Below are 24,175 nucleotides of genomic sequence, written 5' to 3'. Positions count from 1 at the left end.
ACGAGGATGCGACGATGGTGCCATGACTCTGCGCGCTGTCCTTTTCGACTTCTCCGGGACTCTCTTCCGCCTCGAAGAAGACGACAGCTGGTTCGCGGGGATGGAGCTGATCAGCGACGACGGCCGCCGCGAGGTCGACGCACATGCGCAGGCCGAGCTGATGGAACGTCTGACCCACCCCACCGGCCGCTCCGTCACCATGACCGAGGAGGCCTACCGCACCTGGCTCGACCGGGACCTCGCGCCGTCGCTGCACCGGGAGGCCTATCTGCACGTGTTGCGCGACGCCGGCCTGTCCGACGACCACGCCGAGTCGCTGTACGGGCGGGTGGTCGACCCGTACTCGTGGACGCCCTACCCCGACACCGTCGAGGTGCTGCGTTCGTTGCGGGAACACGGCCTGAAGACCGCCATCGTGTCGAATATCGCGTTCGATATCCGACCGGCCTTCCGCCGCGCCGGAGCCGACGCCGACGAGTTCGTGCTGTCCTTCGAAGTCGGCGCGGTCAAACCCGATCCCCGGATCTTCGAGACCACGCTGGCGCGCCTGGGTGTGGCGCCCGGCGAGACGGTGATGGTCGGCGACAGCGAGGAGAACGACGGCGCCGCCCGCGCTATCGGCTGCGACTTCATCCTGGTCGACCCGCTGCCAGTGGCGCAGCGCCCGACCGGGCTCATCGACCCGCTGCGCGATCGCGGCATCGCCATCTAGGCGTACCTTTCTGGGCATGGCCGACTCCGGACTCATCAGGCCGCCGCGGCGGCGAACGCCGATGAACAGGGTCTTCGCCGGCCTGCTGGTCCCGGTCGCCCTCGCCGCTGGCCTACTCGCCACTAGTCCTGCCGCACAAGCGGATCCGTGCTCACCGGGCCCTCCGCCCGCCGGGGTCAACGCCCGCCCGTTCGACGGCGGAACGCTGTGGGTCAGCCGCACCGGCATGGTCGGCGTGAGCACCGCCGCCGGCACCGGCAGCGTCCAGGTGCCCAGCGCATCCCCCATCGGATTGCAGGCGCTGGTCATCGACGCCCAGGGCGACGGCCAGCGGCAGCTGATCGTCAGCGACGGGCGGGTCGCCCATCTGTACGTGCTGACCGGCTGCCAGATCACCCCCGCCGTCGACCCGCAGGGCCAGCCGTTCCTGTTCGACCTGGAGAACCTGCGCGGCAACGGCACCGGAATCGGGTGCAGCGATCTGGGCGACGGCAGGCATCTGGTAGGACTTCAAGCGTTGCCAGACGGTACGGGCTACACGGTGCGCCGCACCGAGATCGACCTCGACGGATCGACCGCCACGATCGGGGGTTCCGACACCGTCACCGGCACGTCGCAGCAGGACCCGGCGGTCGCCTCGGCGCTGACGATCAGCTGCGGCGAGCAGACCATGACCCAGGATGGAGTGCGCCAGCCTTGAGCCCCGACAACCCCTTTGACCCCGCGCTGTGGCAGCCCGTCGACGGCTTCGAGGACTTGACCGACATCACCTACCACCGCCACGTCTCCGACGGCACCGTGCGGGTGGCGTTCAACCGGCCCGAGGTCCGCAACGCGTTTCGCCCGCACACCGTCGACGAGCTGTATCGCGCGCTGGATCACGCCCGGATGTGGCCGGACGTCGGCGTGGTGCTGCTGACCGGCAACGGGCCGTCGGCCAAGGACGGCGGCTGGGCGTTCTGCTCCGGCGGCGATCAGCGCATCCGAGGGCGCACCGGTTACCAGTACGCCGCCGGGGAGACCGCCGACACCGTCGATGCCGCGCGCGCCGGGCGACTGCACATCCTCGAAGTGCAACGACTCATCCGGTTCATGCCCAAGATCGTCATCTGCCTGGTCAACGGCTGGGCCGCCGGCGGGGGTCACAGCCTGCACGTGGTGTGCGACTTGACGCTAGCCAGCCGCGAGCACGCCCGGTTCAAGCAGACCGACGCCGACGTGGGCAGCTTCGACGGCGGCTACGGCAGCGCCTACCTGGCCCGGCAGATCGGGCAGAAGTTCGCCCGGGAGATCTTCTTCCTGGGCCGCACCTACACCGCCGAGCAGATGCACCACATGGGCGCGGTCAACGAGGTGGTCGACCACGCCGAGCTGGAGACCGTGGGTGTGCAGTGGGCCAAGGAGATCAACGGCAAGTCCCCTCAGGCCCAACGCATGCTGAAATTCGCCTTCAACCTGCTCGACGACGGCCTGGTGGGTCAGCAGCTGTTCGCCGGGGAGGCCACCCGGCTGGCCTACATGACCGACGAGGCCGTCGAGGGCCGCGACGCGTTCCTGGAGAAACGCGAGCCCGACTGGAGCCCGTTCCCCCGCTACTTCTAGCGATTTCGGCGCGCTAACCGTCGCTCAGCGAACGAAAGCGCGCCGAAATCGCAAGTCCCCGAGGAGTCCAACCGTGAATCCACTGCGCCGCAAACTGACCGAGGCCATCGCGCTGACCGGGATGCGCCCGCCGCTGAGCCTGCCGACCGGCACCACCGTCAAGCTGGCCGGAAAACGGGTGCTGGTCACCGGCGCCTCCTCGGGCATCGGCGCCGCCGGGGCCGAACAGTTCGCCGCCAACGGCTGCGACGTGGTGCTGGTCGCCCGCCGGGCCGACCTGCTCGACGAGGTCACCGCCCGCATCACCGCCGCCGGCGGGACCGCCACCGCGATCCCCTGCGACCTGTCCGACCTCGACGCCGTCGACGCCCTGGCGGACCAGGTCGGCGCGGTGGACATCCTGGTGAACAACGCCGGCCGTTCAATCCGCCGGCCGCTGGCCGAGTCGCTGGACCGCTGGCACGACGTCGAACGCACCATGACGCTCAACTACTACTCACCGCTGCGGCTCATCCGTGGGCTGGCGCCGGCCATGATCGAGCGCGGCGACGGCCACATCATCAACGTCGCGACCTGGGGCGTGCTCAGCGAGGCCTCCCCGCTGTTCGGGGTGTACAACGCGTCGAAGGCCGCGCTGAGCACCGTCAGCCGGGTCATCGAAACCGAATGGTCGGCCCTCGGCGTGCATTCCACGACGCTCTACTACCCCTTGGTCGCCACCCCGATGATCGCCCCGACGCGGGCCTACGACGGCCTGCCGGCGCTGACCGCCGAGGAGGCCGGGCAGTGGATGATCGAGGCCGCCCGGCACCGACCGGTGCGGATCGCCCCGCGCATCGCGGTCACCGCCCGCGCGCTGGACGTGGTCGCGCCCGGGGTGCTCAACCGGCTGATGAAGCGTCAGCGCGTGCAGCCCAACTGAGGTAGACACGATTTCATGGAGATCCTGGCGAGCCGGATGCTGCTCCGGCCGGCGGACTATGCGCGCTCGGTCTCGTTCTATCGCGACGCCATCGGCCTGGCCATCGCCCGCGAATACAGCGGTGGCACGGTGTTCTACGCCGGTCAGTCGCTGATCGAACTGGCCGGCCACGGCGCGCCGGCCCATCCCGGCGGCCCGTTTCCCGGCGCGCTGTGGCTGCAGGTTCGCGACCTCTACGCCACCCAGGACGAACTACATGAGCGTGGGGTGGACGTCGCGCGGGAGGCCCGCCGCGAACCCTGGGGACTATACGAGATGCATGTCATCGATCCCGACGGGGTGACGCTGATCTTCGTGCAGGTTCCCGAGGATCACCCGCTGCGCCAGGACACCCGCAGCTGATCGGGGCTAGTGCTGCTGAAGCGGCCAGCCCACCGACGCCAGCCGGGACGCGACCTGGTTCATCTCGTCGGACACGGGCTCCTTCTCGATGACCTGGCGCACCGCGTTGCGGATCTGCTCTTCGGTCACCGGGGTGGCGAAGTCGCCTTCGCGCAGGATGGACTGCGCAGCCTGGACGACCTCGTCCTCGCTCAGTGACCTCTTCAGCAGGGCCAGCAGCGGGTAGTAGTCCTTGGGCGGAACACCCTCGGGGTATCCCTTGCGCAACCAGTCGAGAACGCTTTCCAGGAAGGTGGGCTGCTGCTGATCGACGGTCATCGCTCGCTCACTTCTTGGGAAGCATCGGGAAGAGGTCGACGCCGAAGTGATGGATGATCGTCGCCCGGGTGATCCAGGCCACGGCGGTCACAATCACCAGGGAGACGAAGATGAACAGCACGATCCCCAGGTACTTCAGCGCCGGGTTGGGCTTGTGGATCGCATGGTCGGCTTCTTCGCCGCCGGCTCCGAAGGAGTAGGCCAGCATGCCGCTGGCGAACAGGGCCGGCAGGCCCGCACCCAGAACCAGGCCAACGACCAGGACCTTGAGGATGGACTCGAAGTACGTCATCAGTGTGTCCTTCTGCTGTCGCCGCGGTCAGACCGAGGCTTTGGGCTCGGCCGGCTTGGCGTCCTTGGTCGCCGCCCGCACCTCGGCGGGGACCACCGAGTTGGTGGACGAATCCCAGTCGGCGTTGACGTTGTTGTGGTCGACCTTCTGCTGCTGGGCGCGCCACCACATGTAGCCGGACAGCCCGACCAGGATGAGGAAGATCAGGCCGTCGCCCATCAGCTGGGAGTTGGTGACGTCCTTGACGACGTAGGACAGCCAGTAGGCCAGCGCGCCGACGAGGGCCGCGGCGGGCAGGGTGACCAGCCAGGCGACCGCCATCCGGCCGGCCACCGCCCAGCGCACCTCGGCGCCGGGCTTGCCGACGCCGCTACCGAGGATCGAGCCGGTGGCGACGTGGGTGGTGGACAGCGCCATACCGGCGGCGCTCGAGCTGAGAATGATTGCGGCCGAGGAAGCTTCGGCGGCCAGGCCCTGCGGTGACTCGATCTCGACCAGGCCCTTGCCCAGCGTGCGGATGACCCGCCAGCCGCCGATGTAGGTGCCCAGGCCGATCGCCAGCGCGCAGCTCAGGATGATCCAGAACGGCAGGCCGTCCTTCTTGACGTCACCGGTGAGGTGGCCGGTGGTGATGAGCGCCAGCGCGATGACACCCATGGTCTTCTGTGCGTCGTTGGTGCCGTGCGACAGCGCCACCAGGGAGGCCGTCGCGATCTGGCCCCAGCGGAAACCCTCCTCGCGGCGCCGAGCCAGCACCTTGCGGGTGATCCGGTACACCAGCCAGGTGCCGCAGGCCGCCACCAGGCCGGCGATCACGGGTGCGGCGATCGCCGGGATCAGCACCTTCTGGGTGACACCGCTCCAGTTGACGCCCTTGCTGCCGAGCGCGGCCAAGCCAGCGCCGATCAGGCCGCCGAACAGGGCGTGCGACGAGCTGGACGGAATACCGAACAGCCAGGTGAGCAGGTTCCACAGGATGCCGCCGATGAGTCCGGCGAAGATGATCGTCAGGCCCGTCGAGGCGTCGATCCCGGGCAGTAGATGTCCGGTCTTGCTGTCCTGCACCTTGAGCACCGAGGTCGTGACGGTGACCGCGACCTCGACTGACAGGAACGCACCAACCAGGTTGAGGACACCGGCGAGAAGCACGGCCGTCTTGGGCTTCAGCGCGCCGGTGGCGATCGAAGTCGCCATCGCGTTCCCGGTGTCGTGGAAGCCATTGGTGAAGTCGAAAGCCAGCGCCGTGGCGATCAGCAACACCAGGATGATCATTTCCGTGCTCATGCCTGAGATTCTGCTGGGTCACACGACCCTTTGGGAAGTTGCCAAAGGTCCCGCGAAAGGTCCTCACCAGCGGATTTGCGAACGCTCCGCAGGTGTTCATCGGTTGTTAACCTGGAATCCGTCAATGGTTTGCCAGGGCCGACGGATGGTGGGTACACCAAACGGCGGGGCAGCTGTGCGCCTACTAGGATTTCCGACATCCATCTGGGCGGCTTTCGGGTCGCCCCGGTTAGGGAGATGCCGCGGTGACCAAGTTTCTCACCAAGATTGTGGCCTGGATCAAGGCCGGCTATCCCGACGGTGTTCCGCACCCGGATCAGGTTCCGCTGTTCGCGCTGCTGCGGCGACGGCTCAGCGAGGAGGAAGTGATCACGGTCGCCACCGCCTTGCTCGACCGCGGCGACTTCGACCACATCGATATCGGGGTTCTGATCACCGAGATCACCGACGCGCTGCCCAGCCCCGATGACGTCGATCGGATCCGGGCCACGTTGAGCGCCTACGGCTGGCCCCTGGATGATCCGCGAGATAGTGAGGACATCGAATAACCATCCTGCGAGCGCTCGCCATCCCACCCGGACCGTCCGCGTTATCACTGCTGGCCGCGCTGGCGGGTGTGCTCGATGGCCGCGACGCGCCGCTGGTGCCCATCCCGGCCGGCGACTTGCGCGAAAGCGAGCTGCTGACCACATCGTTGCGGGTGGGTGAGGAGATCGACGACGACGTCGCACTGGTGGTGTCGACGTCGGGAACCACGGGCGCGCCCAAGGGCGCGATGCTGACCCCCGCGGCCCTGATCGCCAGCGCCGCGGCCACCCATGACCGGCTGGGTGGGCCGGGCACCTGGCTGCTCGCGCTTCCGCCCCACCACATCGCCGGGATCCAGGTGCTGGTGCGCAGCTTGCAGGCCGGCACGGTCCCGGTCGAGATGAACGTCTCAGCGGGCTTCGATGTCACCGAATTGCCCACCGCCATCGCTCAACTCGGCAGCGGGCGGCGTTACGCGGCGCTGGTCGCCACCCAGCTCGCCAAGGCACTGCTGGACCCCGAGGCAACCGCGGCACTGGGTGAACTCGATGCGGTGCTGCTCGGCGGCGGACCGGCTCCCCGGCCGGTCCTGGAGGGGGCGGCGGCCGCCGGCATCGCCGTGGTGCGCACCTACGGATCCAGCGAGACCGCCGGCGGTTGTGTGTACGACGGCGTGCCGCTGGACGGGGTGATGATTCGGCTCGACGACGGCGTCGAACCCGGCGAGGGCCGCATCGTCATCGGCGGGCCGACGCTGGCCAAGGGCTACCGCAACCTGCCGGACCCGGGTGCCGACCCGTTTGGCGAACCCGGCTGGTTCCGCACCGACGACATCGGCGTGCTCGACGAGCAGGGCCGGCTCACGGTCCTGGGCAGGGTCGACGAGGCGATCAGCACCGGCGGACTGACGGTGATGCCAGCGCTGGTAGAGGCAGTGCTCTCGCGACACCCGGCGATCGTCGACTGTGCCGTGTTCGGCCTCGACGACGACCGGCTCGGCCAGCGGGTGGCGGCCGCCCTCGTGCTCGCTGCGGGCGCACCCGAACCGACCGTGGCCGAGATACGCGACTACCTGGCCCAATCGCTGGATTCCACGGCAGCTCCGCGTGAGCTGCACCTCGTTGACGAGCTTCCGCGGCGCGGAATCGGCAAACTGGACCGTAGGGCGCTACGACAGCGCTTCAACGATGGCGGGCCCGGTGGGTACGGCTGGTGACTCGAAAGACACAGACCAACACACAAAGGGACACACACATGGCCGAGCTGAAGTACGTCGAACTACACGGTGACCAGGTGGCCTATCTCGACGAAGGCCAGGGCAGCGAGGCGATCCTGCTGCTGCACGGCATGGCGGGCAGTTCGCAGACCTGGCGATCGGTGATCGGACCGCTGTCGCGGAAGTACCGGGTGATCGCCCCGGACCTACTCGGCCATGGCAGCTCCGCCAAACCGCGCAGCGACTACTCGCTCGGGGCGTTCGCGGTCTGGCTGCGCGACCTGCTCGACGAGCTCGGCGTGGCCCAGGCCACCATCGTCGGGCACTCCTTGGGCGGCGGCGTGGCGATGCAGTTCGTCTACCAGCACCCCGACTACTGCCGGCGGCTGATCCTGATGAGCAGCGGCGGGTTGGGACCCGATGTCGGCTGGACGCTGCGACTGTTGTCCGCCCCGGGGGCCGAACTGATCCTGCCGATCATCGCCCCGCGACCGGTCCTGTCGGCCGGTGACCGGTTGCGATCCTGGTTCCGCAAGGCCGGTATCGAGTCCCCCCGGGGCGCCGAGATCTGGAATGCCTACAGCTCGTTCTCCGACGCCCCCACCCGGCAGGCGTTCCTGCGCACGCTGCGCTCGGTGGTCGACTACCGCGGCCAGGCCGTCAGCGCCCTCAACCGGCTCAACGTCAAGGCCAACATGCCGTCGATGACGATCTGGGGCGACCAGGACAACATCATCCCCGTCGAGCACGCCCACGCCGCCCACCAGGTCAGACCGGCCACCCGGCTGGAGGTCCTTCCGGGCGTCGGGCACTTCCCACAGGTGGAACGCCCGACCGAAGTGGTCGACCTGATCGACGACTTCATCACCACCACCGCCGGCGCAGACCTCGAACAGCCCGCCAGCCCGGTGTGACCCAGCGGTCGGATCGATTTGCCGGTGCCGCGGTCGCCAGACTGGCGACGGTTGCACCCGGTGGCCGCCCGCACGTGGTGCCGATCGTGTTCGCGGTGGCCGGCTCGGTGGTCTACACCGCGGTCGACGGCAAGCCCAAGTCGACCCAGCGGTTGCGGCGGCTGGCCAACATCGAAGCCAACCCGCAGGTGAGCATCCTGGTCGACCACTACGCCGACGACTGGTCGCAGTTGTGGTGGGTGCGCGCCGACGGGACCGCGACCATTCACGACCGCGGCGCCGAGCAGGCCCGCGGCCACAGCTTATTGAGAGCGAAATACCCGCAATATCACAGTGTTTCGCTTGACGGTCCGGTGATCGCGGTGGCCGTCGAGAAGTGGACATACTGGCCGCGGTGAACCCGCCGTAGGCTGGTTACCCGTGAGCATCGGTCGCAAGGAAGCGGTCGCGGCAGGCGTCGGCCTTCTCCTGGTGATCGCGGCGTTCGTGGTGCCGCACCTGCACCTGGGCATCGTCACGCCGCTGATCAACAGCACACCAGCCCAGATCAAGAGCTTCGCGGACACCGCGCCGATCTTCGGCTGGTGGAACGCCCACATCGGCTGGGGCACCGTCCCGGCAATCCTGATCGGCGCGGCAGCAGTGGTCTGGGGCGCCTCGATCGCCCAGCGGTTGTCCTGGCGGCGGTTGACGCTGACGGTATGGGCCACATCGTTCTGCTGGGCGTTCGCCCTGGCGATGATCGACGGCTGGCAGCGCGGCTTCGCCGGTCGGCTCACCGCCCGCCACGAGTACCTGCGGCAGGTGCCAACAGTCACCGACATCCCCGAAGCTGTCCGCACCTTTGCCAGCCGAATCCTTGATTTCCAACCGAATTCGTGGATCACCCATGTGTCCGGGCATCCGCCGGGCGCGCTGTTGACGTTTGTGTGGCTGGACCGCATCGGGCTCGGTGGCGGCGCGTGGGCCGGCCTGTGGTGCGTGCTGTTCGGGTCCTCGGCCGCGGCCGCGGTGCTGGTGGCGGTGCGCGCCCTCAACGACGAGTCGACCGCTCGGCTGGTGGCGCCGTTCGTCGCGGTGGCACCGACGGCGATCTGGATCGCGGTGTCGGCCGACGGCTACTTCGCCGGGGTGGCGGCCTGGGGTATCGCGCTGCTGGCGCTGGCGGTTCGGCGGACCGTTCGCTGGCCGGTGGTGGCCGGGGTGGCCGCCGGGCTGGTCCTGGGCTGGGCGATCTTCCTCAACTACGGCCTGGCGTTGATGGCTCTGCCCGCGGTGGCGGTGCTGATCAGTGCGGCATCGCTGCGGGACGCGGTTCGGGCCGTCAGCGCGGCGGTACTGGGTGCGCTGGCGGTGGTGGCCGTGTTCGCCGTCGCCGGGTTCTGGTGGTTCGACGGATACACCCTTGTCCAGGAGCGCTATTGGCAGGGCATCGCGCTGAACCGGCCGTTCCAGTACTGGGGCTGGGCGAACTTTGCGTCGGTGGTGTGCGCGATCGGGTTGGGCAGCGTCGCCGGTATCGGCCGGGCCTTCGACATCGCGGCGATCAAGCGGCGCTCGGGCTTGCACCTGGTGGTGCTGGCAGCGCTGGGGGCGATCCTGTTCGCCGACCTGTCGATGCTGTCCAAGGCCGAGACCGAACGGATCTGGCTACCGTTTGAGGTCTGGCTGACCGCCGCCGGCGCCCTGCTGCCCGTCGGCTCCCGCCGATGGTGGTTGAGCCTCAACGTCATCGGGGCCCTGGTGCTCAACCACGTCATTCTGACGAACTGGTAGCACCCGGTCCCCGACCAGGTAGAGCAGCGCGGCACCCCACACGACGGCCAATGCGATCCAGAAGCCGGTCTGGTAGTCGCGATCGAGCACGCTGGGGTTGTCCAGATGCATGCCGGGCTTGTCGTACACCGGAATCGCCAACAGCACGAGCACGACCGTGGTCAACCCGGCCACCAACACCGGTGTCCACCATCGGTGCGGCAGGATGCGCCGGCCGACGAACCCAAACGCTACGCAGAGCGGCGCGAACACCGCGTCATGCAGCAGCACGCCGATCAGCGCCCAGGTCACGATGCGGATGACGACCTCGGTCGAGTTGTCCATCACCAACATCACACCATAGGCACCGACGGCGACGCCGAGAACCATCAACATCACCCGCACCGCGGTCACCCGACCAGCTCGATTCGAGAGAGCCACTTCGTCTGCAGCACGCCGGGTCTGGTCGGTGCGATCAGCCGGCACGGGTAGCCGTGGTCGATGTCGAGGGGTTGGCCGTTGAGCATCAGCGCGATCAGCGTCTGCGAGTCTCGGGCGTGCCGCGCCGGCAGCACCGTACGCGAGTAGGGCCCCGGCGGCTCCAGGGAGATCATCCGCACGTCGGAGTCGGGCGCACCGCCGACGGCCTTGACTAGATCCGCCAGCACCACACCGGTCCAGTCGGCGGTGACGCTCCAACCCTCCACACAGGCGATCGGCAGTCGGTGGGTGGTCTGCGGCATCGCGGCCAGTTCGGCCACGCTGAACGCCTTGGTGATGTCGCCGTTGACCACGGTCAGCCGGTATGCCGGCGAGCGCGCGCTGCGCAGCACACCGGCCGCGAGAGCCGAGCGGTTCACCGGAACACCTTGGGGCCCTTGGCCTGATCGGGGTGCCAACAGGGAGATGCCGCGTAACCACGCAACGGTCTGCCCGGCCGTCAGAACCGTTGCGACGCCCACGGCCAGCCAGGTGCCACCCAGCACCGCCCGCCGGCTCGGGCCCTTGGCCAGCTCGCCGGCCGGAATCTGCTCCAGCGGCTCCCCCAGTGCCCGGCGGATCACCGGCAACTTCACGCCGATGTGCACGATCACCGCGCCGGCCGCCACGTAGGCCATCGCATAGTGGCTGGTGGTGAAGAAGAACCCGAACGCATACCACTGGGCGATGTTCATGATCCCGGTGGATAACTGAAAGATCATGGAGCCCACCAGAACCAGGATCGAACCGCGTTCCAGCTGACGCGTCAGGCCGCCGATCAGCGGCCGTTCGAACAGCTTCGGGTACACCGACCACAGCTTGACCAGCAGCAGCGGAATCGCGGCGATGCCCGAGATCACATGCAGGCCCTGGGTGAACTGGTACAACCACACCGGCCGGGTGGGCCAGAAGAACCACGGCTGCGGGCGCTGGATGAAGTGGCTGACCAACCCGGTGGCGAAGCAGACGGCCACGGCGACCCCGAGCGCGAGCCCGACCCGGGCCGTCACGGCCGTGCCACGCAGGGAGACCGTGGCGGGCAGCCCCCTCGGCGGCGTCATGTCAGCGCCAGGGTCGCCACGACCCGCCGGCCGATCGGGTGAATGCCGACCAACGCCAGACCGACCTCCTCGGCCAGGGCGGCCGCACAGTCGACACCCACCGAGGCCCACTTGAACCACGGTCCGATGCTGCGCGAGGACTCCAGGCGTACCCAACTGGCGCACACCCCGGCCGCCTCGGGGTCGAACTCGGCCACGCACCGCCCGCCCGCCTCGAGCAACTCGACGGCCCGGCGCAGCACCCGGCGCGGGTCGCCGGCCAGCCCGACGTTGCCGTCGGCGAGCAGGACCGTCTGCCAGCGTCCGGTGCCGGGCAGCGGTTCGAACACGTCGCGAACCAGGGCCGGCGCGCCGCTGCGCCGGGCCAGCCGCACCGCCGTCGCCGACTGGTCCACACCGAGGGCGGGGACGCCGCGTTGCACGAGATGGGCCACCAACCGGCCCGGGCCGCACCCTAGGTCGATGGTCGGCCCCTGGCAGAGGTCCACGATCGCGGAGTCGAAGGCGTTGTCGGCACCCTGCCCGCCCAGCCAGCTGTGCACCGGCAGCCGGTGCACGCGCCCGTCGTCGTGGCGCAGCCAGCAGCGCTCACCGGTCAGGGCGCGATCGTAGAGCTGACCCAACATCTCAGATTCCCCGCGCCGCGCGGGCGAATCGGCTCGAGGGCCGGCAGGCCGCACCGACCAGGGGGACGTCGTCGATGGTGTCGACGTCATGCAGTTCTTCGACAAGGTTCACGTTGACACCCGTGTCCCGCAGCGCGGCAAGCGTTACAGCGCCGGTGTCGGGTTGGGACATCGGGACGTCCCGCAGGCATTCGGCGGTGACGGAGTCGGCCACTCCGAGGATCCACCAGCCGCCGTCACGGGCCATCCCGAGCAGGCACGGCACGGCCAGGAGACGGCGTGCGCAGTCGGCGAGCAGTTCGGCGCTGACCTGCGGGGTATCCATCCCGATCTGCAGCACGGGCTGCTCGCCGGTGGCGGCGGCGTCGGAGTGCGCGTTGGTCAGGCGCTCGGCGAAGTCGGCACCGCGCTGCTCGATCACGGTGAAGGCGGTCAGCCGGTCACGGATCTCCTCGGCGCGACAGGCCAGGTCGAGGTCACCGGTCATCGCGACCACCCGGCGGGTCACCGGGGTGGCCGCCACCGCGTCGAGGGTGTCCAGCAGGGCCGCGGCGGCGATGTCGGCGGCGGCCCGCTCCCCCACCGCCGTGGCAAGGCGCGTCTTGGCCAACCCTGGCACCGGGGCCTTGGCGACCACCAGCACGGTAATCGGTATCGGTCCCGCCTCGGCGCTCACGAGATGGCCTTCCAGAAGTCGACGGCAGCGGTGAGGCTTCCCCGCACCGACCCACTGACCTTCGATGTGCCGCCGGCACGTGGGCCGTAGTCGACGTCGACTTCCACCACCCGCCATCCCGCGGCCGCGGCGCGGACCAGCAATTCGAGCGGATACCCCGATCGGCGATCGGTCACGCCCAGGCTCAGCAGTGCGTCCCGATTGACCACCCGCATCGGAGCGATGTCATGCACCGGCAGGTTGTGCCTGGTGCGCAGCCGCCAGCACACCGCGGCGGTACCCCACCGCGCGTGCCAGGGCCAGCTCAGGCCCGGGACCGGCCGGCGGCGGCCGGTCACCAGGTCGGCACCGCGATCGAGTTCGGCGACCAGCCGCGGCAACTCGGCCGGATCGAGCGAGCCGTCGCCGTCGAGCACGGCGACGATGGGCGTGTCCGCGGCCACCATCCCGGCGTGCACGGCCGATCCGTAACCGGGTCTGGTCTCGGTGACCACCTGCGCGCCGTGTCGTCTGGCCACCGCCGCGGTGTCATCGGTGCTGTTGTTGTCAACGACCAGAGCGCGGTAACCAGCCGGTATGGCGGTGAGTACCGCAGGCAGCGCGTCCGCTTCGTTCAGGCAGGGCAGCACTACCGTCACCGGACACTCGGGCATAACACCCAACCTAGGTCAGCCGTGCCGGGTGCGGACCGTAGGGAATGACAAAACGATGACATCGGTGCTGGTAGACGCTGTCGGTAGTTACCCTGGGAGGTATGACGGCCAGGGTTCTGATCGCCGACGACGACACCGTCGTGCGGGACGTGGTGCGTCGGTACCTCGAGCGAGACGGCCTGGAAGTCCTGGTGGCCGGTGATGGCAGTGAAGCGCTGCGGGTGCTGGGCACCCAGCGCATCGACGTGGCGGTACTCGACGTCATGATGCCCGGGCCGAACGGCCTGTCGCTGTGCCGCACCCTGCGCCAGGGCGGGGACTACAGCGTGCCGGTGATCCTGTTGACCGCGCTCGGCGAGGAGGACGATCGCATCGCGGGCCTGGAAGCCGGCGCCGACGACTACCTCACCAAGCCGTTCAGCCCGCGCGAGCTGGCCCTGCGGGTGCGCTCGGTGCTGCGGCGGGCGCCGTCGCCGGCGGCGGCGCTGCCGATGGAAATCACCGTGGGCAACCTGACGGTGTCGACGGCGGCACGCGCGGTCTCCGTCAACGGCAGGCCGGTCGGGCTCACCAACCGCGAATTCGATCTGCTGCTGTTCTTCCTGACCCACACCGACACCGTGTTCTCCCGCGAGGAGTTGCTGCAGAAGGTGTGGCGTTGGGACTTCGGTGACCTGTCGACGGTCACGGTGCACGTCAAGCGATTGCGGTCCAAGCTCGGCGAGCATCACCGCGTGCAAACGGTCTGGGGCCGTGGGTACCTGTGGCGCGGTGAAGCCGGCGGCGGTGACCGTGCCACAGCGTGATCTCGCCGAGATCGCACTGCTGGCGCTGGCCTGCTCACTGCCCGTCGTCCTCGTCGGCGCCGGGGTGATCCGGCTGGCCCGACCCTGGTCGATGACCGTCACGATGGTGGCGCTGGTGCTGATTCCGACGCTGGCCACGCTGACCGGTGTGTTGGGTGCGAGCGGATTCATGGTCACCGGCACATTCGTACCGATCGCGGTGGTGCTGGCCATCGTCGCGATCGTGACCTTGCCCGCCGCGGTGATGCTGGCGCGCTATCAGGCCCGAAGGACCGTGTGGGAGCAGGAGATCCGCGAAACCGAGCAGATGGCCGAGCAGTCGCGTCGGCAGCTGGTCGCGTTCGTCAGCCATGACCTGCGGACCCCGCTGGCCGGGATCAGGGCACTGGCGGAGGCGATCGCCGACGGGGTGGTCAGCGACGACGAGGTGCGGGTGCAGGCCAAGAACATCGAGAACGAGTCGGTGCGGCTCTCCGAGATGGTCGATGACCTGTTCGAGATGTCGAAGATCAACGCCGGGGCCGTCTACGCCCCCTACGAGAACGTGGCCCTCGACGAGGTGGTCGACGATGTGATGTCGGCTCACCAGATCGCGGCGGAGCGGGCCGGGGTGCACCTGGAGGCGTCGGTGCCCACTGAACCGGTACGGGTGATCGGCAGCGACCGCGCGTTGGTGCGGGTGCTGTCGAACCTGGTGGCCAATGCCATCGCGCACACGCCCGCAGGCGGGACGGTGAAACTGGCGTTGGGCTCCGATGCGGCTGGAGCGTGGGCGCGGGTGGACGACACCGGAGTTGGCATCAACGAAGAGGACCTTCCCCGGGTGTTCGACGTCGCCTACCGGGGATCCAATGATCGCGTCCCGCGCGGTGATTCGTCACTGCCCAGCGGATCGGGGCTGGGCCTGGCGATCGCCGCCGGGCTGGTGCAGGCCCACCGAGGCTCGCTGTCGGCGCGTAACACAGCGCATGGCGCACGGTTCGAGGTCCGGCTTCCGCTGGCCGACTAAATCCAGGCTCCACCCGAGACGGGCCATCGTGTGGCAGTCCCCGGTCCACCACGACCATAGGGTTGTTGCCCGCCTTCGAGCGACAACCGGTAGGGGTGGGGGCGGACTGCCCACTCGACTTCGTCCCGGAGTTGTCGCTCGAAGGCGGGCAACAACCCTGTCCCCGGGGACCGGGACAGACCTCAGCGGCACTCAGGCGAAACATCCATCCGCGCAACGTCTTCGGAAGCAAGGACATACCACCGCGGCACCCGGGATAAGCTCGGGATAACCCAGCCGGAACCGGCGGGAAAGGGAGACTCTCAGATGTCCATAGCCCGGCGCGAGCGTGCCGCCCTCATCTCGACCCTGCGCGGCGTCGGCCCCGATGCGCCCACCTTGTGCGACGGCTGGCAGACACGAGATCTTGCTGCACACTTAATGATTCGCGAGTACCGGGTGGACGCTGCGCCGGGAATCATGATCCCGGCGTTGGCCGGCCACACCGCGAAAGTGCAAGACGAGGTGGCCCGGCGCACCGAATGGAACGACCTGTTGGACAAGGTGGCCGCCGGCCCGCCGCTGTACTCGCCGCTCAAGCTGCTCGACCCGGTGGCCAATGTCGCCGAGATGTTCATCCATCACGAGGACGTCCGCCGCGCGCAGCCGGCCTGGGCGCCGCGGGCCCTCGAGCCCGCCATGACCAACAGCTTGCGCCGCACGTTGGGCCTGATGGCCCGCCTCACCCTGGCCAAGATGCCAGCGCGGGTCACGCTGCGCACCCCCGATGGTGCGACGGTGCTGACCGCCGGTCAGGGACCTGCTGTCACCGTGACCGGCACGCCCGACGAGCTGCTGCTGTTCGCGACCGGCCGGCTGGCACGCGTCGACTACAGCGGTGACGAGGCTGCGGTGCAAGCGGTCCGCGACGCGCCGAAGGGGTTGTGAGCGATCAGTCTTCGAGTGACCGGCACAGTCGTTCGGCCGCCGACAGGTAGTCCTCGATGAAGTCCAGGACCACCTCGCGGGCGGGCTTGACCTTGTTCATCAGCCCGACACCCTGCCCGACGAAGTAGGTCGCCAGCGCCTGCGCGCCCGGATGCCCGGTCTCGGCCAGCTTGTCGATGCGGCGCAGCACTGGCTCGGCGATCATGTTCTGCAGCGGCAACGGCAACGGCTGCCGACCGCCCTCGTGGGGCGCCCACGCATCGGTCCAGTCCGAAACCAGCTGTCGCGACGGCTTTCCGGTGCGTCCGGCCGAGCGGATCGTGTCCCGTGACGTGGCGGCCAGCATCTTCTGCACGGTGTGCGGCGCGGTCTCGGCCTCTTCGGTGGTCAACCACACCGAGCCGGTCCACGCGCCGGCGGCACCCAACGCCACCGAGGCCGCCATCTGGCGGCCCGTCACGATCCCACCCGCGGCCAGCACGGGTACCTCGCGGCCACCGGGAATGGCCGCGATGGCGTCCAGCACCTCGGGGATGAGCACCAGCGTGGTCACCTCACCGCAGTGCCCACCCGCCTCGGTGCCCTGCGCGATGATCAGGTCGACGCCGGCGTTGACCTGCTTGATGGCGTGCTCCTTGGCGCCGACCAGAGCGGCGACTGGGATCCCGGTCTGCTTGCCCGCCTCGATCATGTAGTCCGGCGGCACCCCGAGCGCGTTGGCCATCAACTTGATCGGATGGTTCAGCGCGACGTCGAGCAGATTCTTGCCGGTATCTCCGGACAGCGACGATGCCGCGACCCGCGGCCGTTCGCTGAGTTCGATGTCATGGGCGACCAGCAGCTCGTCGATGAAGCTGCGGTACTCCTCGGGGATGCGGTCGGCGAGCTGGCCGAACGACAGGTTCTCACCCTTGCCCTCGAATTTGGCCGGCACGATGATGTCGACGCCGTAGGGCTTCCCCTTCACCTGCTCGTCGATCCAGGTGAGCTCTTGGTCGAGTTGATCCGGGCGGAACGCGGTCCCGCCGAGCACGCCGAACCCACCGGCGTTGGTCACCGCGGCCACGACATCACGACAGTGGCTGAACGCGAACAGGGGAAATTCGATGCCGTACTGGTCGCAGATCTCGGTCTTCACCCGGCCAGTATGCCCCGAGGCAGCCCCTCGACCAACCATTGGGTTGGTCGAGGGGCCGGTGGCCGCTAGACCGTGGTGAGCACCTCGGCGGTGAGCAGGGCCTGCGCAACGCCGGAGACGATAGCGGCGAGGCGGATGGCCTCGAAGATCACCGTGCGCGACACGTCGGCGTCACGGAGTTCCTTCTCGTGGGCGGCCAGGCACTGATCGCAGCCGTTGATCGCCGACACCGCCAGCGACCACAGCTCGAAATCGGCCTTGGCCACCCCCGGGTTGCCGATGATGTTCATCCGCAGGCCGGCCCGCAGGTCGTCGTAGCGACCATCGAGCTGGTGCTTGGTGCGGTAGAACACGTTGTTCATCCCCATGATGGCGGCCGCGCCCAGCGCTGCGTGGTAGGCCTCCTCCGAGAGCACGTCCAACGCGTCCTCGCTGACCTCACGCAACAGCCGCTCCGACTTCGTCGCCGCCGCTGTCGCGACCAGCGCGCCCCACAGCTGCTGCTCGGTCAGCTCCGTCGACCGGGCAATGCTGCCGAGGTTGAGCTTGAGATCCTTGGCGAACTCCGGCAATGCCTCTTTGACTGCGTCGAGGCCCATCCTCAGACCGCCTCGGCGAGGAGCTCACCGGCGTTGATCGTCGGATCGCCCTTCTTCCAGTTGCACGCGCACAGTTCGTCGGACTGCAGCGCGTCGAGCACCCGCAGCACCTCGTCGACGTTGCGGCCGACCGACCCTGCGGTCACCGAGACGAACTGGATCTCGTTGTTGGGATCGACGATGAAGGTGGCCCGGTCCGCGACGCCGTCGGCGTTGAGCACACCGGTCGCCTCGGTCAGTTCCCGCTTGAGGTCCGACACCATCGGGAAGGGCAGCTTCTTGAGATCCTCGTGCTGCGCGCGCCACTGGAAGTGCACGAACTCGTTGTCCACCGACACTCCGAGCACCTGTGCGTCGCGGTCCTCGAACTCGTCGTTGAGTTTGCCGAAGGTCGCGATCTCAGTCGGGCAGATGAACGTGAAGTCCTTGGGCCAGAAGAAGATCACCCGCCATTTACCTGGGTTATCGGAGCTGGTCACCTGGATGAAGTAATCGTCGGGCTGCTTGGCATCGACCTTGGACAGATCGCCGCCGACGACCGCCTTGAGGTCATAGGCCGGGAACTGATCGCCGATCGTCAATAGCGCCATGATTGTCACCACTCCTCGAATGTCCGCGAAAGCTAGATTGGAACCATTCAAGATTCTGCCAGCAGTCGTGACGTTAGAGGGACCCCCGGAGCCCGAAGGTGACCATTGTCACCAATTCCGGGGACCACGGTCATCCTGGCTCAAATAGGCAAGGGGCGAAGGGATTTGGAGTGTGAGGCGCGCCACACGACAGGGCCGGGTCACATCCGCAACGGGGCGAAGGCGAACTCGCGAAGGCCGTCCTCCGGCGCGATGGCCGCGCGAAACCCCAGCGACACGGCGGCCCGGGCCGGGTCGGCGACGATGTGGCGGACATCGCCGCTGCGGTACTGGCCGGTGACCACCGGCTCGGGCCCGCCGCGTACCTCACATAGCCGGGAGGCCACCTCCAGAATCGAGACCGGTCGGCCCGAGCACACGTTGGCCGCCAGGAATCCATCCGCCTCCGACCGGACGGCGGCAAGGTTGGCCGAGGCGACATCGTCGACGTGGACGAAATCGCGCATCTGCCCGCCATCTTCGAAAACCCTTGGCGGATCGCCCTTCTCCAGCGACGACCGGAAGATGGCGGCGACTCCCGAATACGGGGTGTCGCGGGGCATCCCGGGCCCGTAGACATTGTGATAGCGCAGCGCGACCACCGAGCCGCCGGTGGACTCCGACCAGGCCAGCGCGTAATGCTCCTGGGCGGTCTTACTGGCGGCGTACAGGCTGCGAGGCCGCAGCGGCGCATCCTCGTCGACCAACCGCCAGGACAGTTGCTCACCTCCGAGCGGGCACCGGTGCTCGAACACGCCGGCCTCGAGGTCGGCCGCGGCGCGCGGCAGCGGATCGACCACCCCGTGCACCGGGCAGTCGTACCGCCCCTGCCCGTACACCACCATCGAGGAGGCCAGCACCAGCCGCTGCACCCCCGCGGCGAACATCTGCGCCAGCAACACCGCGGTGCCGTAGTCGTTGTGCCCGGCATACGACGGGGCGTCGGCGGCATTGACACCCGCTCCCACCACAGCCGCTTGGTGGCAGACGAGGTCGACCCCGGACAGCAAGCGCGCCAACGCATCCGCATCGCGAACGTCGACCCGGTGACAACCGGCGGGCAGCTGCGCGGCGGGCCCGTGCGCCGCGTCGAGCATGAGATCGACGCCGACGACGTCGTACCCGTCGGCCAGCAGCGCCGCGCGTATGCGGCTGCCGATGAATCCGGCCGCCCCGGTCAGCATGACCCTCATGGCAGATCGAAGGGCAGCTCGACGCCTTCGTGCGCGAGGCAGTGTGTACAGACCCGTTCGGAGGAAACCTGGTCGATCGCCTCGTGTACCAGCTTCTTGAACGGCACCAGGTTCTTCTCGAATTCGGCGAACACGTCGACTGCGCGAACGCCTGCCCCGACGTCGATGCCCGCATCGAGGTCGGTCACCAATGCGATTGCTGCATAACACATTTCAAGTTCCCGGGCCAGGACGGCCTCCGGGTATCCGGTCATGTTGATCAGGGTGAAGCCCTCCCGCGCGAACCAGCGACTCTCGGCGCGCGTCGAGAACCGCGGGCCCTGCACGACGACCATGGTGCCGCCATCGACGACGCCAGGAAGATCGGTTGCGGCCGCCCGCAACGTGGGGCAGTACGGGTCGGCGAACCCGACGTGGATACCGCCGGAGTCGAAGTAGGTGTCACCACGGTCCCTGGTGCGATCCACCAGCTGATCGGGGACCACGACGGCGCCTGGCCCCAGTTCCGGGGTGAGACTGCCCACCGCGCACGGGCCGAACACCCGCCGGACCCCCAGTGCCCGCAGCGCCCACATGTTCGCCCGGTAGGGCACCGTGTGCGGTGAGAACTGGTGGCTCAGTCCGTGCCGCGGCAGGAAAGCCACCTCATGCGAGCCGACACGACCGACGGTGATCGGAGCGCTGGGCTCTCCGTACGGGGTGTCGAGGTTGACACTGCGCGCGTCTGACCCGAAGAAGGTGTAGAAGCCGCTACCACCGATGACGCCGATCATTCGACCATTGTGGTGTATCGGGCGCCGCGAACTCCCGGACGCTAGGGGCGTTGCGCGTCGAGGGCCGGATCGGCGAGCTTGAGCTTGGCGGTGATGCGGCGGCAACTGTCCCCCAGGGCGATCATCTGGGGCCTGCTCAGCTCGTTGAGGAAGTGCGCCCGGACCAGCTTGGAATAGGTCTCCAGCGCCGCGGCCAACGATCGGGCACCGTCCAGGGTCAGCATCGCCATCACCCGGCGCCCATCGTCCTTGCTGGACCTGCGCTGCACCAGGCGACGCCGTTCCAGGCGCTGGGCTTGCTGGGTCAGGGCGCCCGGCGTCACCATCAGCGTCTCGGCGATGGCGCCCATCGGGCTCGGCCCGTGGCCCTTCAGGTAGGCCAGCAGGTGCACGTCGGCCAGCGTCAGCCGGTGGTGCCGGACCAGGCCTCGATTGACGACGTCGTGCAACATCACTGCGACGGCCTCGAACTGCATCCAGGCGCCCGTCTCGACCTCGTCGAATCCGAGTTCGCGGCGGCGCTCCTGAGCCGTTGTGCGGCCGACGTCATCTGGCCGCCGTGTCGACACAGATCCTTCGCCTGCCCTTCGGGGAATGTCAGCAGCGGCAAGCCCCCGCCACGCGGGCGGGGGCTGCCACTGACATCGTCACAACCAGTGGGTGGGGACTACTTGTCCGAGCCGGCGGCGTGCCGGGCGCTGCGACCCGTGCCGGTGCCGCCACCGGTGGTGTCCTTGGCGCTGCCGGCCTCAGACGCAGCCGACTTCGACCCCGCCGCGCCACTGGCGCCGGTCAAGCCGGAACCGCCCACCGCAGCGGGCTCGAACTTGTTGCCGTCCTTCACCGCGGTCGAACCGCTCGACGCGGATTCGGTTGCGTCGCTGCCGGAATCAACTGCTGCGACGGAGTCGGCGGGGGCGGCCTCCAGCTTCGACTGCGCCGTACCGGAAGCCTTCGCCGGGGCGCTTGCCTCCTCGGTCACCACGGCCTCAGCGCTCGGCGCGACCTGCTTCAGGGCGGTGACCGGTGGCGTCGCTCCCAGCGCGGTGGCGATGGCCTTCGGGATGGTCACCAGCAGGGTGTAGGCGATACCGGCGTTGCTGTCGAACTCGTCCGGCGGCGAGAGCAGCCCCGGATACTTGGCGCCGTCGGTGGCCTCGTACCCGTTGACGACGGCTCCGATGACGGTCGGCAGGGTGTTGACCGCGGCGTTGAGCGCGCTGAGGACGTCGCCGGCCGAGACCGCGTTGAGGACGGCTTGCGCGCTGTCACCGACCGCCTGGACGGTGCCCTCTATCGGCCCGAGGACTCCGATAAGGGCGGGAAAGACGGTCTGCAGTCCAGTCACTGCCTTGACGACGGCCGCCAAGTTGTCGGCGATCTTGCCGGGGATATCGAGAACCGGGAACAACGGAAGACCGATCGAGATCACCGCTGCGCCCAGCGCGTTGTTGATGGTGCCGGCGGCACCGGAGAGGTTGCCGTCGGCAATCTGCTGGAATGCGGTGGTGAGCGCGTCGGGCAGGGTCGTGGTCAGGTATTCCCAGGTGGCCGAGGCGACACCGCCGAGCGCCGTGGTGGTGGTCTGGGCGTAGCCGAACCAGTTCTTGCCCAGCTGGCGCAGCGCCGGCAGCGGGTCGGCAAGCCAGTCTTCACCGATGGCCGACACATTGCTCACCGTGGCGGTGACCAGGTCGACCCACGGGGTGACGGGGTCGAAGGAGGCGGTGAGCGAGACACCGGTGCCGGAGAAGGCGGCGGGCAGGTGCAGGTTCGCGAGCGGTGAAGCGACCGGTTGTATCGGAGCCAACGCGATGGCGCCGGCTCCCACCAGTGCCACCCCGGATGCGATAGACGATCGCACAGCAATGCGCATGATTACTCCCGTCGGGGGACTTGTGAGGACGTGGCAAAACGTACCTAAGGGGAACCTGAGAACGAGCCGCATTGCCCGAGGAACTTACCGGTCAGTCAGTTCGGCGTTTTCGCTCGCAAGCCCAACCCGGCGCTGAACCGCAGGTGAACGGCCCGTCAGCAATCTCCAGCAAAGTCGACTGACGCGTGAATTATTTAAGACCGCAACGATCATCGCGCCGACGCGGACGCGCGCCCGACTGGCCTGCCCGGGTGCCCATCCCGGGGCGAATACGCGCTTACCCGCATTGCGGGAGCACGAACCTGTTTGCTGGCCAGCTACGGAGCCATGCCACCGCGCGGCCGCGGGCGGACTTCGCTAACTGGACAACAGCAACCTCCCAGGTTTGTGATGCGGCAAAGCCGCGACACGTTTGTTTGATGGGCTTATCGCCGGAGGATCGCACAAATCGCCAACCCCAGCGAAGGCTCAGACGCGGCGTCGGTCAGCTATTACAGGCATTCGGTCGGTTTGACAGTCCAGCAAACATCGGCGGGCCGGCGGCAGCGGGGCTCCCCTCGGCCGGCGCCGCTCGTGCGACGATTGCGGACATGGCGAGCGTCGTGCAGTGGCTAGAAGGTGCCAGGCCGAGAACCCTGCCCAACGCGCTAGCCCCGGTGATCGCGGGCACGGGAGCCGCGGCGTGGTTGCACGCGGCCGTGTGGTGGAAGGCCCTGCTGGCGCTGGCGGTGGCAGTCGCCCTGATCATCGGCGTCAACTTCGCCAACGACTACTCCGACGGCATCCGCGGCACCGACGACGAGCGCGCCGGTCCGCTGCGTCTGGTGGGCTCCAAGCTGGCCTCACCACGGGCGGTGCTGACCGCCGCGGTGATCAGCCTGGGCATCGGCGCGCTCGCCGGCCTGGCGCTGGCCATCGCCAGTGCGCCCTGGCTGATCGCGGTCGGCGCGGTGTGCATCGCCGGGGCGTGGCTGTATACCGGCGGTTCCCGCCCGTACGGCTACGCCGGGTTCGGTGAGATCGCGGTGTTCGTGTTCTTCGGGCTCGTTGCCGTGCTCGGCACCCAGTACACCCAGGCACTGCGGGTGGACTGGGTGGGCCTGACGCTGGCCGTGGCGACCGGGGCGCTGTCCTCGGCGGTGCTGGTGGCCAACAATCTGCGCGACATCCCGACCGACCGGGTCGCGGGCAAGACGACGCTGGCGGTTCGCCTCGGCGACAGCCGGACCCGGGTGTTCTATCAGGGCCTGCTCATGCTGTCCGGTGTGCTGACGCTGACGCTGATGTTCGCCACGCCCTGGTGTGCGCTCGGACTGGTGGCCACGCCGCTGGCGCTGCGGGCCGCCGGACCCGTGCGTCGCGGTCTTGGCGGCCGCGAGCTCATTCCGGTGCTGCGCGACACTGGCTTGACCATGCTGGTGTGGTCGGTCGCGGTGGCCCTGGCGCTGACGCTGGGCTAATTGCGGGGGTTGTCCCCCCGCAGCCGTGCCCGCAACTGCTCACGGTCGTGCCTGCGACGCTCGTCGACGAGCGCGATGCTCGCGGTGGCCCGCTTGCGCAGCGGCGCCAGCACCCAGATGCCCAGCGGCAGCGCGATCACGATCGCGAACAGCAGAGCCACCACAAGCGGGAACTCGCCGATACCGATCAGCCGGGCGATGTAATAGATCGCAGCGGTGAGAGCGACCACCAAGGCGAGCCGCGCAACGGTGTACACGACGACGTCGCGCACCATGCGGCCGCTGGAGCCAACGGGCTTGCTGTCCGAATTGTCCGACACGGCG

Annotated in this window: 29 protein-coding genes; 14 read left to right on the top strand and 15 right to left on the bottom strand. The window is 68.6% G+C overall.

The genetic code is table 11. From position 1 onward, the window contains the following. Positions 1–22: 22 nt before the first annotated feature. The 5 genes from ADBZ9K_RS27320 to ADBZ9K_RS27300 all read left to right on the top strand — a co-directional run bounded on the left by ADBZ9K_RS27320 (position 23) and on the right by ADBZ9K_RS27300 (position 3,638). Positions 23–712, top strand: coding sequence for an HAD family hydrolase (locus ADBZ9K_RS27320; protein WP_526625454.1), 690 nt, complete (start codon positions 23–25; stop codon positions 710–712). Positions 713–728: 16 nt separating this feature from the next. Beyond that, on the top strand, positions 729–1,412 hold the full coding sequence (locus ADBZ9K_RS27315; RefSeq protein ID WP_526625452.1) for a hypothetical protein: 684 nt from the start codon (positions 729–731) through the stop codon (positions 1,410–1,412). Beyond that, complete coding sequence (locus ADBZ9K_RS27310) at positions 1,409–2,314, top strand: 1,4-dihydroxy-2-naphthoyl-CoA synthase (RefSeq protein ID WP_526625450.1); 906 nt, start codon at positions 1,409–1,411, stop codon at positions 2,312–2,314. Before ADBZ9K_RS27315 ends, ADBZ9K_RS27310 begins: the two co-directional genes overlap by 4 nt. Before the next feature lie 73 nt (positions 2,315–2,387). After that, positions 2,388–3,236, top strand: a complete 849-nt coding sequence (locus ADBZ9K_RS27305; protein WP_526625449.1) for an SDR family oxidoreductase — start codon at positions 2,388–2,390, stop codon at positions 3,234–3,236. Between the two features lie 15 nt (positions 3,237–3,251). Beyond that, complete coding sequence (locus tag ADBZ9K_RS27300; RefSeq protein ID WP_526625448.1) at positions 3,252–3,638, top strand: VOC family protein; 387 nt, start codon at positions 3,252–3,254, stop codon at positions 3,636–3,638. Positions 3,639–3,644: 6 nt separating this feature from the next. Here the strand turns inward: ADBZ9K_RS27300 and ADBZ9K_RS27295 are convergent, their stop codons facing one another. From ADBZ9K_RS27295 to ADBZ9K_RS27285, 3 genes are read right to left on the bottom strand one after another with little or no spacing between them, the layout of a single operon-like run. Further along, positions 3,645–3,956: a DUF3349 domain-containing protein gene (locus ADBZ9K_RS27295; protein ID WP_526625447.1), complete on the bottom strand. Its 312-nt coding sequence runs from the start codon at positions 3,954–3,956 to the stop codon at positions 3,645–3,647. Positions 3,957–3,963: 7 nt separating this feature from the next. Next, positions 3,964–4,248 carry a hypothetical protein gene (locus ADBZ9K_RS27290; RefSeq protein WP_526625446.1) on the bottom strand — a complete coding sequence of 95 codons (285 nt, stop codon included), beginning with the start codon at positions 4,246–4,248 and terminating at the stop codon, positions 3,964–3,966. Positions 4,249–4,275: 27 nt separating this feature from the next. Further along, the gene (locus ADBZ9K_RS27285) at positions 4,276–5,532 is read right to left on the bottom strand and encodes an inorganic phosphate transporter (RefSeq protein ID WP_526625445.1); all 1,257 of its coding nucleotides are present in this window, start codon (positions 5,530–5,532) and stop codon (positions 4,276–4,278) included. A gap of 245 nt (positions 5,533–5,777) precedes the next feature. Here ADBZ9K_RS27285 and ADBZ9K_RS27280 point away from each other — a divergent pair, with 245 nt between their 5' ends. From ADBZ9K_RS27280 to ADBZ9K_RS27260, 5 genes are read left to right on the top strand one after another with little or no spacing between them, the layout of a single operon-like run. Next, complete coding sequence (locus tag ADBZ9K_RS27280) at positions 5,778–6,080, top strand: DUF3349 domain-containing protein (protein WP_526625443.1); 303 nt, start codon at positions 5,778–5,780, stop codon at positions 6,078–6,080. A gap of 50 nt (positions 6,081–6,130) precedes the next feature. Then, the gene (gene menE, locus ADBZ9K_RS27275) at positions 6,131–7,276 is read left to right on the top strand and encodes an o-succinylbenzoate--CoA ligase (RefSeq protein ID WP_526625664.1); all 1,146 of its coding nucleotides are present in this window, start codon (positions 6,131–6,133) and stop codon (positions 7,274–7,276) included. Between the two features lie 38 nt (positions 7,277–7,314). Further along, positions 7,315–8,190: an alpha/beta fold hydrolase gene (locus ADBZ9K_RS27270; protein WP_526625442.1), complete on the top strand. Its 876-nt coding sequence runs from the start codon at positions 7,315–7,317 to the stop codon at positions 8,188–8,190. Then, positions 8,187–8,588 carry a TIGR03668 family PPOX class F420-dependent oxidoreductase gene (locus ADBZ9K_RS27265; RefSeq protein WP_526625441.1) on the top strand — a complete coding sequence of 134 codons (402 nt, stop codon included), beginning with the start codon at positions 8,187–8,189 and terminating at the stop codon, positions 8,586–8,588. Before ADBZ9K_RS27270 ends, ADBZ9K_RS27265 begins: the two co-directional genes overlap by 4 nt. Before the next feature lie 22 nt (positions 8,589–8,610). Further along, positions 8,611–9,966: a hypothetical protein gene (locus ADBZ9K_RS27260; RefSeq protein ID WP_526625440.1), complete on the top strand. Its 1,356-nt coding sequence runs from the start codon at positions 8,611–8,613 to the stop codon at positions 9,964–9,966. A gap of 389 nt (positions 9,967–10,355) precedes the next feature. Here ADBZ9K_RS27260 and ADBZ9K_RS27255 read toward each other — a convergent pair whose 3' ends face one another. The 4 genes from ADBZ9K_RS27255 to ADBZ9K_RS27240 are packed head-to-tail and all read right to left on the bottom strand — an operon-like array spanning position 10,356 to position 13,441. Beyond that, entirely contained in the window at positions 10,356–11,486 is a 1,131-nt protein-coding gene (locus tag ADBZ9K_RS27255) for a molybdopterin-dependent oxidoreductase (RefSeq protein ID WP_526625439.1), read from the bottom strand. Then, positions 11,483–12,112, bottom strand: a complete 630-nt coding sequence (locus tag ADBZ9K_RS27250; protein WP_526625438.1) for a methyltransferase domain-containing protein — start codon at positions 12,110–12,112, stop codon at positions 11,483–11,485. The genes ADBZ9K_RS27255 and ADBZ9K_RS27250 overlap by 4 nt, the downstream gene beginning before the upstream one ends. A gap of 1 nt (position 12,113) precedes the next feature. Beyond that, positions 12,114–12,788 carry a TIGR04282 family arsenosugar biosynthesis glycosyltransferase gene (locus tag ADBZ9K_RS27245; protein WP_526625437.1) on the bottom strand — a complete coding sequence of 225 codons (675 nt, stop codon included), beginning with the start codon at positions 12,786–12,788 and terminating at the stop codon, positions 12,114–12,116. After that, positions 12,785–13,441 carry a glycosyltransferase family 2 protein gene (locus ADBZ9K_RS27240; RefSeq protein ID WP_526625436.1) on the bottom strand — a complete coding sequence of 219 codons (657 nt, stop codon included), beginning with the start codon at positions 13,439–13,441 and terminating at the stop codon, positions 12,785–12,787. The genes ADBZ9K_RS27245 and ADBZ9K_RS27240 overlap by 4 nt, the downstream gene beginning before the upstream one ends. A gap of 101 nt (positions 13,442–13,542) precedes the next feature. Between ADBZ9K_RS27240 and ADBZ9K_RS27235 the strand changes: the two genes are divergently transcribed. The 3 genes from ADBZ9K_RS27235 to ADBZ9K_RS27225 all read left to right on the top strand — a co-directional run bounded on the left by ADBZ9K_RS27235 (position 13,543) and on the right by ADBZ9K_RS27225 (position 16,183). After that, positions 13,543–14,247, top strand: a complete 705-nt coding sequence (locus ADBZ9K_RS27235; RefSeq protein WP_526625434.1) for a response regulator transcription factor — start codon at positions 13,543–13,545, stop codon at positions 14,245–14,247. Further along, a complete protein-coding gene (locus ADBZ9K_RS27230; RefSeq protein WP_526625663.1) occupies positions 14,234–15,256 on the top strand; it encodes a sensor histidine kinase in 1,023 nt (340 codons plus the stop codon). Before ADBZ9K_RS27235 ends, ADBZ9K_RS27230 begins: the two co-directional genes overlap by 14 nt. Before the next feature lie 306 nt (positions 15,257–15,562). Continuing rightward, positions 15,563–16,183 carry a TIGR03085 family metal-binding protein gene (locus ADBZ9K_RS27225; RefSeq protein ID WP_526625433.1) on the top strand — a complete coding sequence of 207 codons (621 nt, stop codon included), beginning with the start codon at positions 15,563–15,565 and terminating at the stop codon, positions 16,181–16,183. Between the two features lie 4 nt (positions 16,184–16,187). Here the strand turns inward: ADBZ9K_RS27225 and ADBZ9K_RS27220 are convergent, their stop codons facing one another. The 7 genes from ADBZ9K_RS27220 to ADBZ9K_RS27190 all read right to left on the bottom strand — a co-directional run bounded on the left by ADBZ9K_RS27220 (position 16,188) and on the right by ADBZ9K_RS27190 (position 22,391). After that, a complete protein-coding gene (locus ADBZ9K_RS27220) occupies positions 16,188–17,321 on the bottom strand; it encodes a nitronate monooxygenase (protein WP_526625432.1) in 1,134 nt (377 codons plus the stop codon). 65 nt (positions 17,322–17,386) lie between these two features. Beyond that, positions 17,387–17,920, bottom strand: a complete 534-nt coding sequence (gene ahpD, locus ADBZ9K_RS27215; RefSeq protein ID WP_526625430.1) for an alkyl hydroperoxide reductase AhpD — start codon at positions 17,918–17,920, stop codon at positions 17,387–17,389. A gap of 2 nt (positions 17,921–17,922) precedes the next feature. Continuing rightward, positions 17,923–18,510 carry a peroxiredoxin gene (locus tag ADBZ9K_RS27210; RefSeq protein ID WP_526625429.1) on the bottom strand — a complete coding sequence of 196 codons (588 nt, stop codon included), beginning with the start codon at positions 18,508–18,510 and terminating at the stop codon, positions 17,923–17,925. A 200-nt stretch (positions 18,511–18,710) separates the two neighbouring features. Further along, positions 18,711–19,742 carry an NAD-dependent epimerase/dehydratase family protein gene (locus ADBZ9K_RS27205; RefSeq protein WP_526625428.1) on the bottom strand — a complete coding sequence of 344 codons (1,032 nt, stop codon included), beginning with the start codon at positions 19,740–19,742 and terminating at the stop codon, positions 18,711–18,713. Beyond that, entirely contained in the window at positions 19,739–20,515 is a 777-nt protein-coding gene (locus tag ADBZ9K_RS27200) for an S-methyl-5'-thioadenosine phosphorylase (RefSeq protein ID WP_526625426.1), read from the bottom strand. The genes ADBZ9K_RS27205 and ADBZ9K_RS27200 overlap by 4 nt, the downstream gene beginning before the upstream one ends. Before the next feature lie 41 nt (positions 20,516–20,556). Next, on the bottom strand, positions 20,557–21,084 hold the full coding sequence (locus ADBZ9K_RS27195) for a MarR family winged helix-turn-helix transcriptional regulator (protein ID WP_526625424.1): 528 nt from the start codon (positions 21,082–21,084) through the stop codon (positions 20,557–20,559). Positions 21,085–21,182: 98 nt separating this feature from the next. Next, a complete protein-coding gene (locus tag ADBZ9K_RS27190; protein WP_526625423.1) occupies positions 21,183–22,391 on the bottom strand; it encodes a hypothetical protein in 1,209 nt (402 codons plus the stop codon). Positions 22,392–22,981: 590 nt separating this feature from the next. Here ADBZ9K_RS27190 and ADBZ9K_RS27185 point away from each other — a divergent pair. Then, the gene (locus tag ADBZ9K_RS27185) at positions 22,982–23,851 is read left to right on the top strand and encodes a 1,4-dihydroxy-2-naphthoate polyprenyltransferase (RefSeq protein WP_526625421.1); all 870 of its coding nucleotides are present in this window, start codon (positions 22,982–22,984) and stop codon (positions 23,849–23,851) included. Here the strand turns inward: ADBZ9K_RS27185 and ADBZ9K_RS27180 are convergent. Further along, positions 23,848–24,126: a DUF4229 domain-containing protein gene (locus tag ADBZ9K_RS27180; protein WP_526625662.1), complete on the bottom strand. Its 279-nt coding sequence runs from the start codon at positions 24,124–24,126 to the stop codon at positions 23,848–23,850. The two genes, ADBZ9K_RS27185 and ADBZ9K_RS27180, sit on opposite strands and share 4 nt — an antisense overlap. Between the last annotated feature and the right edge of the window lie 49 nt (positions 24,127–24,175).

The sequence above is a fragment of the Mycobacterium sp. genome, from assembly GCF_965229265.1.
Classification (GTDB): domain Bacteria; phylum Actinomycetota; class Actinomycetes; order Mycobacteriales; family Mycobacteriaceae; genus Mycobacterium.
The sequence above is the reverse complement of the archived record's forward strand: the minus strand, read 5'-3'. Positions and strand labels throughout refer to the sequence as shown.

What these genes read in the sequence shown, in the direction of transcription:
- ADBZ9K_RS27295 (WP_526625447.1), bottom strand. Translation starts at nt 3,956, where the DNA reads ATGACCGTCGATCAGCAGCAGCCCACCTTCCTGGAAAGCGTTCTCGAC.
- ADBZ9K_RS27315 (WP_526625452.1), top strand. Translation starts at nt 729, where the DNA reads ATGGCCGACTCCGGACTCATCAGGCCGCCGCGGCGGCGAACGCCGATG.
- ADBZ9K_RS27200 (WP_526625426.1), bottom strand. Translation starts at nt 20,515, where the DNA reads ATGATCGGCGTCATCGGTGGTAGCGGCTTCTACACCTTCTTCGGGTCA.
- ahpD (WP_526625430.1), bottom strand. Translation starts at nt 17,920, where the DNA reads ATGGGCCTCGACGCAGTCAAAGAGGCATTGCCGGAGTTCGCCAAGGAT.
- ADBZ9K_RS27180 (WP_526625662.1), bottom strand. Translation starts at nt 24,126, where the DNA reads ATGGTGCGCGACGTCGTCGTGTACACCGTTGCGCGGCTCGCCTTGGTG.
- ADBZ9K_RS27285 (WP_526625445.1), bottom strand. Translation starts at nt 5,532, where the DNA reads ATGAGCACGGAAATGATCATCCTGGTGTTGCTGATCGCCACGGCGCTG.
- ADBZ9K_RS27240 (WP_526625436.1), bottom strand. Translation starts at nt 13,441, where the DNA reads ATGCCCGAGTGTCCGGTGACGGTAGTGCTGCCCTGCCTGAACGAAGCG.
- ADBZ9K_RS27270 (WP_526625442.1), top strand. Translation starts at nt 7,315, where the DNA reads ATGGCCGAGCTGAAGTACGTCGAACTACACGGTGACCAGGTGGCCTAT.
- ADBZ9K_RS27320 (WP_526625454.1), top strand. Translation starts at nt 23, where the DNA reads ATGACTCTGCGCGCTGTCCTTTTCGACTTCTCCGGGACTCTCTTCCGC.
- ADBZ9K_RS27290 (WP_526625446.1), bottom strand. Translation starts at nt 4,248, where the DNA reads ATGACGTACTTCGAGTCCATCCTCAAGGTCCTGGTCGTTGGCCTGGTT.
- ADBZ9K_RS27235 (WP_526625434.1), top strand. Translation starts at nt 13,543, where the DNA reads ATGACGGCCAGGGTTCTGATCGCCGACGACGACACCGTCGTGCGGGAC.
- ADBZ9K_RS27255 (WP_526625439.1), bottom strand. Translation starts at nt 11,486, where the DNA reads ATGACGCCGCCGAGGGGGCTGCCCGCCACGGTCTCCCTGCGTGGCACG.
- ADBZ9K_RS27185 (WP_526625421.1), top strand. Translation starts at nt 22,982, where the DNA reads ATGGCGAGCGTCGTGCAGTGGCTAGAAGGTGCCAGGCCGAGAACCCTG.
- ADBZ9K_RS27190 (WP_526625423.1), bottom strand. Translation starts at nt 22,391, where the DNA reads ATGCGCATTGCTGTGCGATCGTCTATCGCATCCGGGGTGGCACTGGTG.
- ADBZ9K_RS27250 (WP_526625438.1), bottom strand. Translation starts at nt 12,112, where the DNA reads ATGTTGGGTCAGCTCTACGATCGCGCCCTGACCGGTGAGCGCTGCTGG.
- ADBZ9K_RS27300 (WP_526625448.1), top strand. Translation starts at nt 3,252, where the DNA reads ATGGAGATCCTGGCGAGCCGGATGCTGCTCCGGCCGGCGGACTATGCG.
- ADBZ9K_RS27210 (WP_526625429.1), bottom strand. Translation starts at nt 18,510, where the DNA reads ATGGCGCTATTGACGATCGGCGATCAGTTCCCGGCCTATGACCTCAAG.
- ADBZ9K_RS27225 (WP_526625433.1), top strand. Translation starts at nt 15,563, where the DNA reads ATGTCCATAGCCCGGCGCGAGCGTGCCGCCCTCATCTCGACCCTGCGC.
- ADBZ9K_RS27205 (WP_526625428.1), bottom strand. Translation starts at nt 19,742, where the DNA reads ATGAGGGTCATGCTGACCGGGGCGGCCGGATTCATCGGCAGCCGCATA.